This is a genomic window from Caballeronia sp. LZ008 (assembly GCF_031451435.1).
Taxonomy (GTDB): domain Bacteria; phylum Pseudomonadota; class Gammaproteobacteria; order Burkholderiales; family Burkholderiaceae; genus Caballeronia; species Caballeronia zhejiangensis.
In genome coordinates, this window is sequence record NZ_JARUXK010000002.1 from 689,627 (window position 1) to 707,114 (window position 17,488).

At 62.4% G+C, this 17,488-nt stretch carries 14 protein-coding genes; 7 read left to right on the plus strand and 7 right to left on the minus strand.

Annotated elements, in window-relative coordinates; translation table 11 throughout:
• Window positions 1-35: 35 nt before the first annotated feature.
• The 7 genes from QCE49_RS17580 to oxlT form a co-directional block, all read right to left on the minus strand.
• On the minus strand, window positions 36-1,085 hold the full coding sequence (locus tag QCE49_RS17580) for a 2-dehydropantoate 2-reductase (protein ID WP_250457032.1): 1,050 nt from the start codon (window positions 1,083-1,085) through the stop codon (window positions 36-38).
• A 16-nt stretch (window positions 1,086-1,101) separates the two neighbouring features.
• Window positions 1,102-2,499, minus strand: a complete 1,398-nt coding sequence (pntB, locus tag QCE49_RS17585) for a Re/Si-specific NAD(P)(+) transhydrogenase subunit beta (protein ID WP_008346496.1) — start codon at window positions 2,497-2,499, stop codon at window positions 1,102-1,104.
• Window positions 2,500-2,509: 10 nt separating this feature from the next.
• Complete coding sequence (locus tag QCE49_RS17590; RefSeq protein ID WP_250437636.1) at window positions 2,510-4,069, minus strand: Re/Si-specific NAD(P)(+) transhydrogenase subunit alpha; 1,560 nt, start codon at window positions 4,067-4,069, stop codon at window positions 2,510-2,512.
• Between the two features lie 272 nt (window positions 4,070-4,341).
• Window positions 4,342-4,773, minus strand: coding sequence for a PAS domain-containing protein (locus QCE49_RS17595; RefSeq protein WP_250457033.1), 432 nt, complete (start codon window positions 4,771-4,773; stop codon window positions 4,342-4,344).
• A 98-nt stretch (window positions 4,774-4,871) separates the two neighbouring features.
• A complete protein-coding gene (gene frc / locus QCE49_RS17600; protein ID WP_008346490.1) occupies window positions 4,872-6,125 on the minus strand; it encodes a formyl-CoA transferase in 1,254 nt (417 codons plus the stop codon).
• 27 nt (window positions 6,126-6,152) lie between these two features.
• A complete protein-coding gene (gene oxc, locus QCE49_RS17605; RefSeq protein ID WP_175980183.1) occupies window positions 6,153-7,895 on the minus strand; it encodes an oxalyl-CoA decarboxylase in 1,743 nt (580 codons plus the stop codon).
• Between the two features lie 285 nt (window positions 7,896-8,180).
• Complete coding sequence (gene oxlT / locus QCE49_RS17610) at window positions 8,181-9,533, minus strand: oxalate/formate MFS antiporter (RefSeq protein WP_250457034.1); 1,353 nt, start codon at window positions 9,531-9,533, stop codon at window positions 8,181-8,183.
• 592 nt (window positions 9,534-10,125) lie between these two features.
• Between oxlT and QCE49_RS17615 the strand changes: the two genes are divergently transcribed.
• The 7 genes from QCE49_RS17615 to QCE49_RS17645 all read left to right on the plus strand — a co-directional run bounded on the left by QCE49_RS17615 (window position 10,126) and on the right by QCE49_RS17645 (window position 17,482).
• The gene (locus QCE49_RS17615; RefSeq protein ID WP_250457035.1) at window positions 10,126-11,220 is read left to right on the plus strand and encodes a transglutaminase-like domain-containing protein; all 1,095 of its coding nucleotides are present in this window, start codon (window positions 10,126-10,128) and stop codon (window positions 11,218-11,220) included.
• A gap of 161 nt (window positions 11,221-11,381) precedes the next feature.
• On the plus strand, window positions 11,382-11,840 hold the full coding sequence (locus QCE49_RS17620) for a PRC-barrel domain-containing protein (RefSeq protein ID WP_008346482.1): 459 nt from the start codon (window positions 11,382-11,384) through the stop codon (window positions 11,838-11,840).
• An 84-nt stretch (window positions 11,841-11,924) separates the two neighbouring features.
• A complete protein-coding gene (locus QCE49_RS17625; RefSeq protein ID WP_008346481.1) occupies window positions 11,925-12,413 on the plus strand; it encodes a hypothetical protein in 489 nt (162 codons plus the stop codon).
• 67 nt (window positions 12,414-12,480) lie between these two features.
• A complete protein-coding gene (locus QCE49_RS17630) occupies window positions 12,481-14,145 on the plus strand; it encodes an alpha-amylase family protein (protein ID WP_250457036.1) in 1,665 nt (554 codons plus the stop codon).
• 311 nt (window positions 14,146-14,456) lie between these two features.
• On the plus strand, window positions 14,457-15,149 hold the full coding sequence (locus tag QCE49_RS17635) for a TetR/AcrR family transcriptional regulator (protein ID WP_175980357.1): 693 nt from the start codon (window positions 14,457-14,459) through the stop codon (window positions 15,147-15,149).
• A 411-nt stretch (window positions 15,150-15,560) separates the two neighbouring features.
• The gene (locus QCE49_RS17640) at window positions 15,561-16,706 is read left to right on the plus strand and encodes an acyl-CoA dehydrogenase family protein (RefSeq protein ID WP_250441399.1); all 1,146 of its coding nucleotides are present in this window, start codon (window positions 15,561-15,563) and stop codon (window positions 16,704-16,706) included.
• On the plus strand, window positions 16,703-17,482 hold the full coding sequence (locus QCE49_RS17645; protein ID WP_250457037.1) for a 3-ketoacyl-ACP reductase: 780 nt from the start codon (window positions 16,703-16,705) through the stop codon (window positions 17,480-17,482). Before QCE49_RS17640 ends, QCE49_RS17645 begins: the two co-directional genes overlap by 4 nt.
• Window positions 17,483-17,488: the final 6 nt, after the last annotated feature.

Sequence of the window (17,488 nt, forward strand, 5' to 3'; positions counted from 1 at the left end):
CGGGCAGGCCTGCCCGACGTGTCGCTACGCTGCAATTACGCGCTGGCTACTGCTGTTAAGCCCGTCCGCGAAGGCTTCTCGGCCACGGGCGTCGATTGTCCCGCCGATTGAAGCGAAGGCTCCGCCATCTGTCCTCGCAGCTTGATGAGCGCGAGCACCGTATCGATCGTCGGTGTCGCCTGCCCGACGAGACGCCCCATTTCCTGGACGACGGTAAGGAGCGGATCGATTTCCATCGGCCGGTTGGCCTCGAGATCCTGGAGCATCGACGTCTTGTGCGCGCCGACCGCACCCGCACCGTCGATACGTCTTTCGACATCGACACGGAAATGCACGTCGAAGCGATCCGCGATCGCTTTCGCCTCCAGCATCATCGCTTTCGACACGGCGCGCGTGGCCGGATTGCTCGTAATGACATCGAGCGTTGCATGAGTCAATGCGCTGATCGGATTGAAGCAGAGGTTGCCCCAGAGCTTCAGCCAGATTTCATCGCGAATACGCTCGCGAATGGGCGCATCCAGATCCGCCGCGCTCATGATTTCATGCAGCTTCTGAACGCGCTCGCTGCGCTCTCCATTCGGTTCGCCGATGGGGAACTTCTTGCCGTACACATGGCGGATCACGCCCGGCGCGACGACTTCCGCCGCCGGATACACGACACAACCGATCGCACGCTCCGGTCCGAGCGCGTTCCATTGCTTCGCGCCGGGATCGATGCTGTCGAGCGTGGAGCCTTCCAGCTCGCCGCCATGCTTGTAGAAGTACCAGTACGGAATGCCGTTGACGGCCGTGACGATAGCCGTCTCTGGTCCGAGCAAAGTCTGGATCTGGCCGACGACGCCCGGCACCGAATGCGCTTTCAACGCGATGATCACGTAGTCTTGCGGACCCAGCTCGCGCGGATCCGACGCGCATCTGACCTTGACGACACGTTCCCCGCCATCGATTTGCAGCCGTACACCGTTTTCCTGCATCGCCGCGAGATGCGGACCACGCGCAACGAAGCTCACGTCCGCGCCCGCCGACGCCAGTTGCGCGCCCATATATGCACCGATCGCTCCGGCGCCATACACACAGATCTTCATCGTTTAAACCCCTATCTCAAGCGCCAAGATGACTGAGCAACGCATCGACACTGCCCTTCGCATCGCCGAAGAGCATCCGCGTGTTTTCCTTATAGAAGAGCGGATTGTCGACGCCGGCGTAGCCTGCCGCCATGCTTCGTTTGGACACGACCACGGTGCGCGCCTTCCACACTTCGAGCACGGGCATCCCGGCGATGGGACTGCCGGGATCCTCCAGCGCGCCAGGATTCACGATGTCGTTTGCGCCGATCACCAGCACGACATCCGTGTTGGAAAAGTCGTCGTTGATCTCGTCCATCTCCAGGACGATGTCGTAGGGCACCTTCGCCTCCGCGAGCAGCACGTTCATGTGCCCCGGCAAGCGGCCCGCCACCGGATGAATGCCGAATCGCACGTTCACGCCCTTGCTGCGCAGCTTCTTCGTGATCTCGCTGATCGTCGCCTGAGCCTGCGCGACCGCCATGCCGTAACCGGGCACGATGACGACTTCCGACGCATCGCGCAGCAGCGAGCCGACTTCGTCGACCGTGACCGGCGCGACTTCACCCTCGATCGTCTTCGAAGCGGTCGAGGTCGCCGTGCCGAATCCGCCGAGAATCACGGAGAGGAACTTGCGGTTCATCGCGCGGCACATGATGTAGCTCAGAATCGCTCCGCTCGACCCGACCAGCGCGCCGGTCACGATCAGCAGATCGTTGCTCAACATGAAACCCGTCGCGGCGGCGGCCCAGCCCGAATAGCTGTTCAGCATCGACACGACCACCGGCATGTCCGCGCCGCCGATCGCCATCACCAGATGCACGCCGATCAGCGCGGCGATGACGGTCATCGTCAAGAGCGAGCTGATGCCCACATCGGCGTCGGGCGCTGTCAGGAACACGTAGCCGAGCGCGATGCACGCGAACACGCCGACGAGATTCAGCGTGTGCCGCATCGGCAGCAGCAACGGCTTGCCGCCTACCACGCCCTGCAACTTCAGAAACGCGGCGATGGACCCCGTGAACGTTACCGCGCCGATGAACACGCCGAGATAGATCTCCACGTTGTGGACCGACTGCGCCGCGCTGTCCGATTCCGCGCCGGCTGCCGGCGACAGGTAGCTCGCAATGGCGACCAGCACGGCCGCGAGACCCACGAAGCTATGCAATGCCGCGACGAGTTGCGGCATTTGCGTCATCTCGACGCGCCGCGCGAGGATCGCGCCGCCCGCGATGCCGATCGCCATCAGCGCGGCGACGGCCGGCAGCGCTTCCCCGCCGTTGAGCCAGAGCGTGGTGACGATCGCGATGGCCATGCCGGCGACGCCGTAGAGATTGCCGCGCCGCGCCGTCGATGGATGACTGAGCCCGCGCAGGCTCAGGATGAACAGCACACTCGCCGCCAGATAGGCGATGCTTCCGATTCCAGTTTGCATGTCGATCTCCTTAGCGCTGGAACATGTTCAACATGCGTTGAGTGACGAGAAAGCCGCCAGCGATATTGATTGTCGCGACGAGGATCGCGAGGCCCGCGAGAATCGCGACCAGATGATCCGGCGTGCCGACCTGCAGCAGCGCCCCCGTCACGATGATTCCGCTGACCGCGTTGGTCACGCTCATCAGCGGCGTGTGCAAGGCGGGCGTCACGTTCCACACGACCTGAAAGCCGACGAAGATCGCCAGCACGAACACCGTGAAGTGCGCGACGAACGCAGGCGGCGCAACGGCGCCGAGCGCGGCAAGCAACGCAGCCGCGATGACGAGCCCGGCCACGCCGATCCATCCCGCGCGACGCTTCTGTTCGATGGTCACGGCAATCGTTGCAGCGGGCTTTGCGGCAGCGGGCGGCGCAATCGCGGGCTCCGGCTTCTTGGGCGGCGGCCATTTCACCTCGCCGCGCAGCACGACGGTGACGCCGCGCATCACTTCGTCATCGGTATCGAGCGTGATTTCGCCGTTCTTCTGCGGCGTCAGATCGGTCAGAAGATGCCGCAGATTGGTGCCGTACAACTGGCTCGATTGCGTTGCCATGCGCGATGGCAGATCCGTATAGCCGACGATCGTGACGCCTTCGATCGATGCCGCCTCGCCCGGCCGCGTCAGCTCGCAGTTGCCGCCCTGCTCCGCCGCCATGTCGACGATCACGCTGCCTTGGCGCATGCTGCGCACCATGTCGGCGGTGATCAGTTTCGGCGCGGGCTTGCCCGGAATCAGCGCGGTCGTCACGATGACGTCGACGTCTTTTGCCTGCGCGGCGAACAGCGCCATTTCAGCCGCGATGAATTCGGCGCTCATCTCTTTCGCGTAGCCGCCGCTGCCGCTGCCGTCCTCGACGTAGTCCAGTTCGAGAAACTCGGCGCCCATGCTTTCCACCTGCTGCCGCACTTCGGGCCGCGTATCGAAAGCACGGACGATCGCGCCGAGACTGCGCGCCGCGCCGATCGCCGCCAGTCCCGCGACGCCCGCGCCGATCACCATCACTTTCGCGGGCGCGATCTTGCCCGCCGCCGTGATCTGTCCCATGAAGCCGCGGCCGAACTGGTGCGCCGCTTCGATGACCGCGCGATAGCCCGCCATGTTGGCCATCGAACTCAAAGCATCGAGCTTTTGAGCGCGCGAGATGCGCGGCACGCAGTCCATCGCGAGCACGGTGACGTTGCGCGCAGAGAGGCGCGTCAACAACGCTTCGTTCTGCGCCGGCCAGATGAAACTGATGAGCGTCGATCCTTCGCGCAGCAACTCGACTTCATCGCCCACGGGCGCAATGGAAGGCGCACGCACTTTCACGACGATATCCGCGTCCGCATAGAGCGACGGCGCATTCTCCACGATTCGCGCACCCGCAGCGCGATAGGCATCGTCGGAAAATGCGGCAAGCTCGCCCGCGCCGGCCTCGACGCTCACTTCAAATCCGAGCTTCAGCAGATGCCCGACTACTTCCGGCGTCAACGCGACACGACGCTCCCCGGGAAAGCGTTCCCGTGGCACAGCAATCATCATTGGCATGACTAAATTCCCAATCGACGGTTTCAATTCTTCAGTGGCGCGCGCCTGCATTCGGCTGGCGAGCATGCCAAACCTCGCATCAGCGAGAAAGCTGGCGCGAGATACGAATAATGGTCAGTGTCTGGTCGGTCAGCCGCGTATACGGGCATCGAGCGAAGCGGCCGGTGGGATGGGTGGCCGCTTCGTCCTTGAGCTGCGTTCATGCGCCTTTTGTTGCGCGGACGCGAGCCGTTATCTCTATGGTGCTTTTTATACTTTGAATCGCTGAATCATCAGGCGTCGACTTTCCCCTCCAGTTCGGCGATACGCTTGCGGAGCGCACGCTCTTCCTGAAACCGCGCCGTTTCATCGCGGATGATCGCGACGATACCGGTCAGCTCGCCTTGCGGCGAATGCAGCAGCGCGACGGTGAACGCTATCGACATCGCGCGTCCGTCCTTATCGACGGCGGGAACCTTGAGCAGATCGTGCCCATAGCGCGTCTCGCCGGTCGCCATCGTCTTGTGATAGCCGTCCCAATGACGACCGCGCAGGCGCTCCGGAATGATCAGATCGAGCGACTGCCCCAAAGCTTCGCTCTGGGTGAAGCCGAACATGCGTTGCGCCGCCGGATTCCATAGCGTAATCGCGCCGCTCGCATCCGAAACGATCACGGCATCGCCGATCGCATTGACGAGTTGTTCGTAGTCGATCGTGGGGGTCATTGTGTCGTCCATGCTTGGGTATCGATCGAGACTGATTTCTGAAGGGCCGCTGCCGTCTTGGGCTTTCGTGGACGGCAGCGGTTCCCTTTTCAAGCGCGTCAGACAGCTCGCGCTTCCTTCATTTGCGCTACCTGCTCCTTGCTATAGCCGAGTTCGAGCAGCACTTCTTCGGTATGTTCGCCCAGCAGCGGCGAGCCCGTGATCTCCGGCTTCAGGTCCGAGAACTTGATCGGGCTGCCGACCGTGAGATATTTGCCGCGCACCTTGTGATCGACCTCGACGATGGAACCGCTCGCACGCAACGACGGATCGTTCGCGAGTTCCTTCATCGTCAGCACCGGCGCGCACGGAATATCGAACTTGCGCAAGATATCGACCGCTTCGAACTTGGTCTTGTCGGCGAGCCATTCTTCGATCTTGCCGAAGATATCGAAAATATGCGGCTGGCGCGCTTCGGCCGTCATGTAATCCGGGTCCTCGATCCATTGCTCCTTGCCGATTGCGCGGCAGATCGGCGCCCATGCGTGCCCCTGAATCGTGAAGTAGATGTAGGCGTTCGGATCGGTTTCCCAGCCCTTGCACTTGAGCACCCAGCCCGGCTGACCGCCGCCGCCCGCATTGCCGCCGCGCGGCACGACGTCGCTGAACGTGCCGTGCGGATACTGCGGATATTCCTCGAGATAGCCGACGCGATCGAGACGCTGCTGATCGCGCAGCTTCACGCGGCACAGATTGAGCACGCTGTCCTGCATCGACACGGCGACTTTCTGTCCCTTGCCCGTTTGCTGGCGGCCGATGATCGCCGTGAGAATGCCGATCGCGAGGTGCATGCCGGTGTTGCTGTCGCCGAGCGCCGCCGCGCTGATGGTCGGCGGGCCGTCCCAGAAGCCCGTCGTCGATGCCGCGCCGCCCGCGCATTGCGCGACGTTTTCGTAGACCTTCAGATCGTCGTAGTGATGGCCGTCGCTGAAGCCCTTGACGGACGCCACGATCATCTTCGGATTCAGCTTGCTGATGTTCTCCCAGGAGAAGCCCATCCGGTCCAGCGCGCCCGGCCCGAAATTCTCGACCAGCACGTCCGATTCCTTGATGAGCTTCGTGAGCACTTCCTTGCCTTCGGGCTGCTTCGTATCGAGCGTCAACGAGCGCTTGTTGCTGTTGAGCATGGTGAAGTACAGCGCATCCGCATCCGGAATGTCGCGCAGCTGGTTACGCGTGACGTCGCCGGAACCGGGACGCTCGACCTTGATGACATCGGCGCCGAACCAGGCCAGCATCTGCGTGCATGCGGGACCCGCCTGAACGTGCGTGAAGTCGATGATCTTGATGCCTTCGAGTGGTTTCTTGCTCACGAATTTCTCCTGGGTGGCTAGTCTTGGTTACTTTTTCGATGCCGCGCTTTGCGGGTTCAGATTCGTCAGGCGACCGCTCTCCGTGCCGGCCGTTTCGTCGATCACTGCGTTGATGAGCGTCGGCTTGCCCGACTTGATCGCTTCTTCGAGCGCATGCGTGAGCTCTTCGGGCGTCGTCGCGTTGTAGCCGATGCCGCCGAATGCCTCGATCATCTTGTCGTAGCGTGCGTTCTTCACGAACACGGTCGGCGCGACGTCCTTGCCGCCGGTCGGATTCACATCGGTGCCGCGATACACGCCGTTGTTGTTGAACACGATGGTGCAGACGGGCAAGTCGTATCGGCAGATGGTTTCGAGTTCCATGCCGCTGAAGCCGAACGCGCTATCGCCTTCGATCGCGACGACCTGCTTGCCGCTCGTCACCGCGGCGCCGATCGAGAAGCCCATGCCGATGCCCATGATTCCCCACGTTCCGGAATCGAAGCGCTTGCGCGGCTCGTACATGTCGATGATGCTGCGCGCATAGTCGAGCGTATTCGCGCCTTCGTTGACGACATTGATGTCCGGGCGCGTCTTCAACACGTCGCGAATGGCGCGCAGCGCGCTGTGGAAGTTCATCGGCGACGGATTCTTCGCGAGCGTCGCGGCCATCTTCTCCAGGTTCTTGTTCTTGCGCTCGTTGATCGCGCCCGTCCATTCGACGGACGGCTTCGGGAAATCCGCGCCGATGCCCTCGACGAGCGCCGCCACGCACGAGCCGATGTCGCCGATCAGCGGTGCGGCGATCGCGACATTGCTGTCGATTTCGGTCGGCGAGATATCGATCTGCACGAACTTCTTCGGCGCCGAGCCCCACGTCTTGCCCTTGCCATGCGCGAGCAGCCAGTTCAGACGCGCGCCGATCAGCACGACGCAGTCCGCTTCCTGCAGCACGAACGACCGCGCAGCCGACGCCGATTGCGCATGCGTGTCCGGCAGCAGGCCCTTGGCCATCGACATCGGCAGATACGGGATGCCGCTCTTCTCCACCAGTTCGCGAATCTGCGCGTCGGCCTGCGCATACGCTGCGCCCTTGCCCAGCAGGATCAGCGGACGCTTCGCACCCTTGATGACGTCGAGCGCGCGCTTCACCGAATCCGGCGACGGCAACTGACGCGGCGCGGCATCGACCACCTTGATGAGCGATTGCTGGCCCTTGAGCGCGTCCATCGTCTGCGACAGCAGCTTGGCGGGCAGATCGAGATACACGCCGCCCGGACGGCCCGACACGGCCGCGCGGATCGCACGCGCGATGCCGATGCCGATGTCCTCCGCATGCAGCACGCGATAGGCGGCCTTCGCATACGGCTTCGCCGCGTTCAGCTGATCCATCTCTTCGTAATCGCCCTGCTGCAGATCGACGATTTCACGCTCGCTCGAACCGCTGATCAGGATCATCGGGAAGCAATTGGTGGTCGCGTTGGCGAGCGCCGTGAGTCCGTTCAGGAAGCCCGGTGCCGACACCGTCAGGCAGATGCCCGGCTTCTGCGTCATGTAGCCCGCGATCGCGGCTGCGTTGCCCGCATGCTGCTCATGGCGAAAGCCGATGAAACGCATGCCTTCGGCCTGAGCGAGTCGCGCGAGGTCGGTGATGGGAATCCCGACGAGGCCGAAGATCGTATCGATGTCGTTCAGCTTCAACGCGTCGATGACGAGATGGAAACCGTCGGTCAATTGCGGCGCCTGAACTTCGGCGGCTTCCTGTGTTCTTGCCTCGAGTACGTCTGCCATTTGTCTCCCCCAGAGGGCCGGTTATGTTGGTGATATACTAGATATTAGATACAGAATTTGTCAAAGCTTAGTTTGCTGTTCGGGATCGGGATGAACCCTTAGATGAGATGTTTCGGTGTCAAGGCGCTGACGATCATCAGATCAGGCGCGGCGCCGCTAAAGAAAGAAAGGCCGCGGACATCTGTCACGCGGCCTTTCTTTTTTCAAATCGAATGCGCAGCTCTTGCGGAGGACGCGCGACAGCGTGCGCTTGAAACGCGTCGCTTCGGTATCAGCAGGCGGGATTCATCGCGTCGACGACTTGCTCGGCGCGTCCGTCCAGTCGGTCTGGAAGGGCAAGTCGATATAGGACTGCGGCGAAGCCTGCGTGACCGTGTTCTCTATCCATCGGCGACGCATTGGCGCGAGTACGAACTTCGCGCACACGCCCGCCGCGATCGACGTGATCGCGGTAGCGATGAACACGGCGTTCCATGAACCGAGCGACGCGAGCACCGACGCGAGCGGCACCATCATCGAAGCCGTGCCCTTGGCCGTGTATAGCGTTCCTGCATTGGCGGCGGCGTACTTGCTGCCGAAGGTGTCCGCGCAGGTCGCCGGGAAGATCGAGAATATCTCGCCCCAACACAGGAAGGTCAGCGCCGCGAACAGCATGAACATGTAGGGGTTCTGCCCGAACTGCATCAACCCCAGCAGCGCGACGCCTTCGCCCAGGAAGATGATGAACATGGTGTTTTCGCGACCGATCTTGTCCGAGATGAAACCGCATAGCGGGCGCGTGAAGCCGTTGCACAGATTGTCGATGGACAAGGTCATCGCGAGCAGCGGCAAGGTCGCGCCGAACAGACTCACTGGCAAACTTGCGAAGCCGTATTCCTTGGCGATCGGCCCGAATTGCGCAGTGGCGATCACACCGCCCGCCGCCACCGCGACGAACATCGCATAGAGCACCCAGAAGATGGGCGCTCGCACCATCTGTCCGGTCGTGTAGTCGATCTTGGTCGCCACGATGCGCTTGGCCGGCACGATGCCTTTCGGCGGATTCGGCCGCACGAGCAACAGTGCAAGCACGAATATGACGGCGCCTTGCAGAATGCCGAAGAACATGAACGCGTGCTCGTAGCCTGAGCTCTGGATCATGTTCGAGATCGGAATCACCGTGACGGCCGCGCCCGCGCCGAAGCCCGCCGCGGTCAGGCCGGCCGCGAGACCGCGTTTGTCCGGGAACCACTTGAGCGCCGTGCCGACGCATGTACCGTACACGCAGCCGGCACCGATGCCCGCAACGACTGCGGCGATGTACAGATGCATGAGCGTGGTGGCATGGGCGTCGATGATCCAGCCAATCGCAGCGAAGATCGCGCCGCCCATCACCACCGGGCGCGGTCCGAATTTATCGACGAGCCAGCCTTCGACAGGCACGAGCCACGTTTCGGTCACGATGAAGATCGTGAAGGCGGTTTGAATCGCCGCTTGCCCCCAATGGTGCTTTGCGTCCATCGGCATGACGAACAACGTCCACGCATACTGGAAATTGGCGACCAGCCCCATGCAGACGATGCCGATGACCAACTGCACCCACCTGTTCTGACGACGCCCGTGCGACTGCCCGGCCACCGTCGAATCTGCGCTCACCATGTCTGTCTCCGTTATGTGTCATTGCGCTCGTTCGGCGCTTGATGTCGTGCTGAAAAGCCGATGCGTCAGGTTTGTTTGCGAGACGGGCGTGCAGGGGGAAAGCCGATTGACGCGCGCGAGTGGCGCGTGTATTGAGGCAACGATTTCGCTCGACGGGCACGCGATCGAGGTGTGCCGTCGTTTCCCGCTACGTCCGCGCTTTCCTCCAAGTGGTATCGAGAGTGGACAGTGTGAGCATCGTGCGCGAGAAAAAATATAAGGGAAAGTTATTAAAAATTTCGGTTTGGATTAATTATCGTGAATGGATGACGGGGCCAGATTGGCCGCCACGTCTATGCGCGCGCGCCGGAATGTCCGCGCGACGGCAACAGATATCGCGCGACAGTTGGTCGGCGGCCATCACCGCGGACTTGCGGCATTCCCGTTCACGATCGCAATGTCTCGTCTAATCAACGATCTGGCGTGCCACTGAAAATTGGCACGTCGCATGCAATGTCAGTTCAAAGCCCGCGTTGCCATCGATACGAACAGCATGAGCGGCTTCCAGTCACCGGGCGCATTGGCGCGCGGTACGGTTGTCAGGAGTCCGCCCATGCCACTCGCCCGACTGCTTGTCTGCTTTCTCCAGTGCTCGCTGGCAGCCGCGCTGCTTTTGCCCGTCGTCGCGGGCGCAGCGAACGTAGCCGCATTCGGCGCGCACGTCGCGGTTCCTGACGATACGGCCACGCCTCACGCGCTCAAAGCCGGCATCGAGCGCCTGCGCACCGGCACATGGTGGGAAGCCAACCGCAAGATGCGCCCGGAACTCGCGCAGGTCGGCGACCTGATCTTTCTCTTGCCCCTTGCCGACAGCAAGCTCGAGCCATCATCGGATGCGATCGGCCGCGTGCAGCGCCTGCGCGAAGCGCTGCGCATCCATCAGATGCGCGAACCCGCCGGATGGACTCGGCTCGTTGCGCAGGTCAAGGCCGCGCGCGCAAAGACCGGCGATCGCTCGGCCGCGCTGCTCGCCGACGCGCTCGTCAACGAGATCCGCTACCGCGACGGAACCGATGGCAGCTACTACGCGCCGGCGCGTTTCTTCATCGAAAGCGGCGTGTGCAAGGATTTCGCCGTCGCCAAATATCTGCTGCTGCGCGACGCGGGCTTCGACATCGCGCGCATGCGTCTCGTGTCGCTCGCGCCGCGCTACAGGAACACGCCGGACGACTGGCACGTCATCCTCGTCGTGCAGATCGACAACGCGAGCGAGCCGCTCACGCTCGATTCACCGGGCGCGGCATCCGCGAAGCGTGCAGACGATAAGGTTTCCGAAGCATCGGCCCGGACTGGTCCGTCGGCGCTGCTCTCCGCGATCCTCGCTGGTCGCAAGCCTGCCGAAGCAGTGCTGCGCGCGCCCGCAGGACCGCTCGCCGCTCCGCTCAGCGAGTCGGGTCAGGCAGACCGCCCGCTTGCGACGGTCTTCAACGAGCTGGGCAGCCGGTCATTCGACCGCGATGCGCCGCGTGCGCGCAGGACATCGGCTGCCAAGGGACGCGCGAGCGCGATCTACGTCGATGAAGCGGGTGATGCGTGGCAAGTCGACAGCTCCGGCACGTTCCCGAAGTGGCGCATCGCCGCTGATCGCGCAGACGCGCCCATCAATCAAGGTCCGGCAGCAAGGCTCATTCGCGTGACGGCACGCTGACTGGAGCACTGACTGCAACGGTCCGTCCCGCGGCGAACTGAGAAGCATCCAGTCGCAAAACATCCGACGGTCGTACGAAAGCAGTCTCCCAATATGCGGAACGTTCTTTGCGTCGATAACGACATGCCGATGTCGAACGTCGGCTCATTGGGAGACAAATCATGTCAGTCGATACAAGCCAGATGAACATTGTCGGGAAAGGCGCCGAGACCGCGGATGGTCCGGGCCCCGACGTCATGGCCGCGAGCACGCTGGATGGAAACAACGTACTGAGTTCCGATGGAGACGATGTCGGCAAGATCAAGGAGATCATGCTCGACGTCACATCCGGACGCATCGCGTATGCGGTCCTTTCGAGCGGCGGCTTCCTTGGGATCGGCGACAAGCTGCTCGCGATTCCATGGAGCGCCTTGACGCTGGATACCAACAACAAGTGCTTTCGGATTTCAGCGACCACGGAACAAGTGAAGAGCGCGCCCGGCTTCGACAAGGATGCGTGGCCATCGATGGCAGATCGCTCGTGGGCCGACTCGATTCACCGGTACTACAGCCGGCCGCCCTATTGGCAACGCTTCGAGCGGGACGACGCAACGTATCGCAACGTGCCCCCGGAACTCTGAAGCGAACTTCATTGATCGGCGATGCCGTTAGCCCGCCGCGTCGGGAGCAGTCATTCAAAAACAGATGTACAGGAGATATCGATCATGAAAAAGCTCATCGCTGTTATCGCGTCCACACTCCTCGCCACGACGGCGTTTCAGCACGCGGCAGTCGCCGCAGATGCCTCGGACGCGCAAAAGGCTCAAATGAAGGCAAACAGCGAAAAGATGGAGGAGCAGGCGACGGCGAACAAGAAGAAGGCCGAAGCTCGGAGCGATGCGGCCAAGGCGCAGGCATCGGCGGACGAAGACAAGGCTTCCGCTCAGGCCGATGCCGACAAGAAGGCCGCCAAGGGCGCGAAGGCGACCACGGCTGCGGAGGCATCGGGCGCGCGAAACGACGCGGCCAACGCGCAGAGCAAGGCCAACAAGAAGATGCACGATGCCCAGGCGAAGGCCGACAGGAAGAAGCAGGACGCCGCCCACGATGCGAACGTAGCGCAGGCCAAGGCCGATGAAAACAAGGTCGAAGCCCAGAACGACGCGAACAAGAAAGCGGCCGAAGCGAAGGTCGATGCCGCGAAGAAGCAATAGCATATGCAATAAGCAATGCAGGGGCGCACCGTCCCGGTTCGCCCTTCATCGACTTCACGCGATCGGTATGGTCAACGACCTCTGGTACAAGAACGCGATCATCTATTGCCTGTCCGTCGGCACGTTCATGGACGCGAACGGCGATGGCGTCGGCGACTTTCAGGGCTTGCTGCGGCGGCTCGACTATCTTCAGGGGCTCGGCATCACCACCATCTGGCTGATGCCGTTCCAGCCGTCGCCTGGCCGCGACAACGGCTATGACATCAGCGATTACTACAACGTCGATCCGCGATACGGCTCGCTCGGCGACTTCGCGGAGTTCACGCACGCGTGCCGTCAACGCGGGTTGCGCGTGATGATCGATCTCGTCGTGAATCACACGTCGGATCAGCATCCGTGGTTCCGTGAGGCGCGGCGCGATCCCGATTCGAAATATCGCGACTGGTACGTCTGGTCGAAGAAACGGCCGGCCAACGCGAAGGACGGCGTGGTCTTCCCCGGCGTGCAAAAGACGACGTGGACTTACGACAAGGAAGCGGCCATGTGGTACTTCCACCGCTTCTACGAGTTTCAGCCCGACCTCGATACATCCAATCCGTTCGTGCAGGCGGAGTTGCTGAAGATCATGGGCTTCTGGATTCAGCTCGGCGTTTCGGGCTTTCGCATGGATGCGGTCCCGTTCGTCATCGCCGCCAAGGGCGCACAGGTGAGGCGGCCCGTTGAACAGTACGACATGCTGCGTATGTTTCGCGAGTTCCTGCAATGGCGTCAGGGCGACGCGATCATTCTCGCGGAGGCGAACGTGCTGCCCGACACCGACATGAAATACTTCGGCGACGCGGGCGAGCGATTGCAGATGATGTTCAACTTCCAGGTCAATCAGAACACGTTTCATGCGCTCGCGTGCGCCGACGCCACGCCTCTGAAGAACGCGCTCGACGCGACGAAATCGCGCGCCGCAACCGCGCAGTGGGGCGTATTCCTGCGAAACCACGATGAACTCGATCTTGGCCGTCTATCGCCCGCGCAGCGCGAAGCCGTGTTCGCGGCGTTCGCCCCGGAGCCGGACATGCAACTGTACAAGCGCGGCATTCGCCGTCGTCTTGCACCGATGCTTGACGGAGATCGTCATCGGCTCGAGCTTGCGTACAGTCTGATGCTGACGCTGCCGGGCACGCCCGTCGTGCGCTACGGCGATGAGATCGGCATGGGCGACGACCTGCGCCTGCCCGAGCGCGAAAGCGTGCGAACGCCGATGCAATGGTCGACGGAGCCGCATGCCGGTTTCACGAAGCACGCGCGTCCCGTTTGCCCGGTGATTTCTGGCGGACCCTACGGCTACGAACGTGTGAACGTCGCGAGCCAGCGCCGCGATCCGGACTCGCTGCTGAACTGGATGGAGAGAATGATCCGGATGCGCAAGGAAGTGCCCGAGATAAGCTGGGGCGACTTCGCGATTCTGAAGGCATCGCGCGACGACGTGCTTGCGCTGCGTTACGACTGGCGAAACAACTCGGTGGTCTGCCTGCATAACTTCAGCGCCGCGGCGTGCACCGTGAAGTTTCGGGTCGGCCTCGGCGCTGGAGAGAACGACGTGCTGGTCAATCTGTTATCCGACGATCATAGTCAGGGCGATGCGAAGGGACAGCATACGGTCGTGCTGGAGCCGTATGGCTATCGATGGTTTCGCGCAGGCGGTCTCGATTATCTTCTGAAGCGCAGCGAAGTTTGACGTTGGAGAGCATGGCCCATCGACGTGCGGCCGCGGGCGCGCCGTCGCCGCCACCGGCACGCCATGGCCTGAACGCTTGCGCGCGATGAATTCGCACTCCGCGTTCGCGTGATGCCTGCCGTCGATATACATCGCGGTGGGTATCGCCTCGCGCGGGAGCTTCAGGGCTGCTTTCGATTCACTCGTCGTCACCCTGTCTGCCTCATTCCATGCACTACCCGGTTACTCTCTTAAGACGAACGTTTTGGTTTATAGTCGTCGCCAGACCGCCGGCATTGGCCGGCTCCCGGACTTCTGTGCATGAGAACCCCATGACCATTGCGACCACGCCAGAAAAAGCGGCCGCGAAATCCGCCAAAGCCACGAAGGCTACCGCCACTCGCCAACCCAGACAGCGCGATCCCGAAGTCACACGCGCCCGCATTCTCGAAGCGGCGAAGAAGGAGTTCGCGAAACTCGGTCTCGATGGCGCTCGCGTCGAAGCCATTGCGGCCCGCGCGAAGTCCAACAAGCGGATGATCTATCACTACTTCGGCAGTAAGGAGAACCTGTTCCTCGAAGTGCTGGAGGATGTCTACGCCGACATCCGTTCCGCCGAGCAAAAACTCGATCTCGATCATCTGTCACCCGAGGATGCGATCGCCGCCCTCGTCACACATACCTGGAACCACTACCTTCGTCATCCGGAATTCCTGAACCTCGTCAGCAACGAAAATCTTCACAAGGCTCGTCACGTGAAGAAGTCCGCGCGCTTCATGGAACTCCATCAGAACTTCACGTCGATGCTGCAGCGCATCCTCGATCGCGGCGTCGCATCGGGCGCATTTCGCAGCGGCATCGATCCGCGGCAACTGCACATCACGATGGCCGGCATCAGCTACTACTATCTGACCAACCGTTTTACGAGCGGGCTGATCTTCGACTTCGACTTCATGGACAAGGAAGCGCTCGATGCGCGCCTCGCCTTCAACATCGACACGGTGCTGCGGACCATCCGCAAATAGCGAATACGTTCGCGCCGCTTATGCGGCCGCGAGAAGCCGCTCACACGCCTGACCCTTCCCTCGTGAGCCAGGCGGCCTAGCCCGCTGCCCTTGCCATCGCCGATGCCGAGCGCACGAACGATCGTCAGAGCGCGCGAGTGCCCGGTCGCCAAGGAAACGCGCCTCGAGTTGCGCGAGCACCGCGTCGGCGGCCTGCATCCACTTGCTCAAGTCATCCTCCGTTTTCATCGGCCGCGAAACACGTTGACAGCGGCGTTTCGTTGGTCTTAAATAACCCACCAGATGGTTACTTGCCGCGAATGCCGGCACACGAAACCACGTAATTCAAGGTCTTCTGCGAGGCGCTCGGGTTTATCTGAACGGGTCGGCCGAATGCAAATTGCGGGCCTTTTCATATCGATCGGAGACGGCATGAAACTCTCGGAAACACATCAACAGATTCGCGACACGACGCGCCGTTTCGCGCAGGAAGTCATCCGTCCGCTGGCGGAAGAACTCGACCGCGAAGAGCGCTTTCCGGCGGAGGTTTATCGGCAGATGGGCGAGCTCGGGCTTTTCGGCATCACGGTGCCGGAAGCATTCGGCGGCGCGGGTCTCGATGCCGCCGCGTACGCGCTCGTCATGGAAGAACTGTCGCGCGGCTATTCGTCGGTGGCGGATCAATGCGGCCTGCTCGAACTCGTCGGCACGTTGCTGAGCGTGCACGGCACCGAGGCGCAGCGCGCGCAGTACATGGAGCCGTTGTTGCGCGCGGCGCTGCGGCCCGCGTACTGCATCACCGAATCCGATGCGGGCACCGACGTCTCCGGCATTCGCACCACGGCCACGCGCACCGCCGAAGGCTGGGAGCTGAACGGCGCGAAGCTGTGGATTCACAACGCGCCCGTCGCGGATGTCGCGTTCGTGCTCGCGCGCACGAATCCCGCCGCGGGCAAGCGCGGCATGAGCATCTTCATCGTCGATTGCGATCTCGAAGGCGTGTCGAAGGGACCGAAGGAACACAAGATGGGCCAGCGCGCGTCGCAAGTGGGCGAGCTGCATTTCGATCGCGTGAAGCTGCGTCACGATGCATTGCTCGGCGAAGAAGGACGCGGCTTTCACATCATGATGAGCGTGCTCGACAAGGGCCGTGTCGGCATCGCGGCGCTGGCGGTCGGCATCGCGCAGGCGGGGCTCGAAGCCGCGCTCGACTATGCGCAGACGCGCAAGCAGTTCGGCAGCCATATCGCCGAATTTCAGGGCGTGCAGTGGATGCTCGCCGACATGGCGAAAGACATTCAGGCCGCGCGCCTGCTCGTGCACGACGCGGCCGAGCGTCTCGATACGGGCGACCGCGCCAGCATCGCCTGTTCGATGGCGAAATGCTTCGCGGGCGACACCGCCGTCAAGCACAGCGCGAACGCCGTGCAGATATTCGGCGGCAGCGGCTACATTCGCGGCTATGAAGTGGAGCGGCTGTATCGCGACGCGAAGATCACGCAGATCTACGAAGGCACCAATCAGATTCAGCGCACGATCATCGCGCGCGATCTCGTCGCGAACGGAGCATCGCTGTGAGCGCGCGGCCCATTGCGGTCGTGACGGGCAGCCGGCGCGGCATCGGACGCGCGATCGCCATCGAGCTCGCATGCGCGGGCTTCGATATCGCCCTCACCGATATCGCCGCATCCGATGAACTCGATCAGGCCGTGCGCGATGTCGAGGCAAGCGGCGCGCGCGCCATCGCCGTCATCAACGATCTCGCCGATATCGACAGCCATCGCCCGATGCTGCTCGATATCGAAGCGCGGCTCGAAAGCACGATCGACTGCCTCGTGAACAACGCGGGCGTCTCGGTCATGTCGCGCGGCGATCTGCTCGACGTCACGCCGGAAAGTTTCGACCGCTGCATGACGGTCAATACGCGCGGCACGTTCTTTCTCATGCAGACGTTCGCGAAGCACATGCTGGCTCGAACGCGCGCGAGCGTCGCGGCGCATCCGAGCGTCATCACGATCACGTCGTCGAATGCAGTCGCGGCGTCGCCGTTGCGCGGCGAATACTGCGTATCGAAGGCCGGGCTTTCGATGGCGAACACGTTGTTCGCGCTGCGGCTCGCGCCGCACGGCATCGGCGTGTATGAAGTGCAGCCGGGACTCATCGCGACCGAGATGACCGCGCCGTCGAAGGAACGCTACGACCAGCAAATGGAGCAAGGTCTCACCGCCATCAATCGCTGGGGCACGCCGCAAGAAGTGGCCGTCGCCGTGCGCACGCTCGCCACCGGCGGATTGCCCTACAGCGTTGGCCAGGCCATCCGTGTCGACGGCGGCCTGCTCGTCACCAAATACTGATCCGAC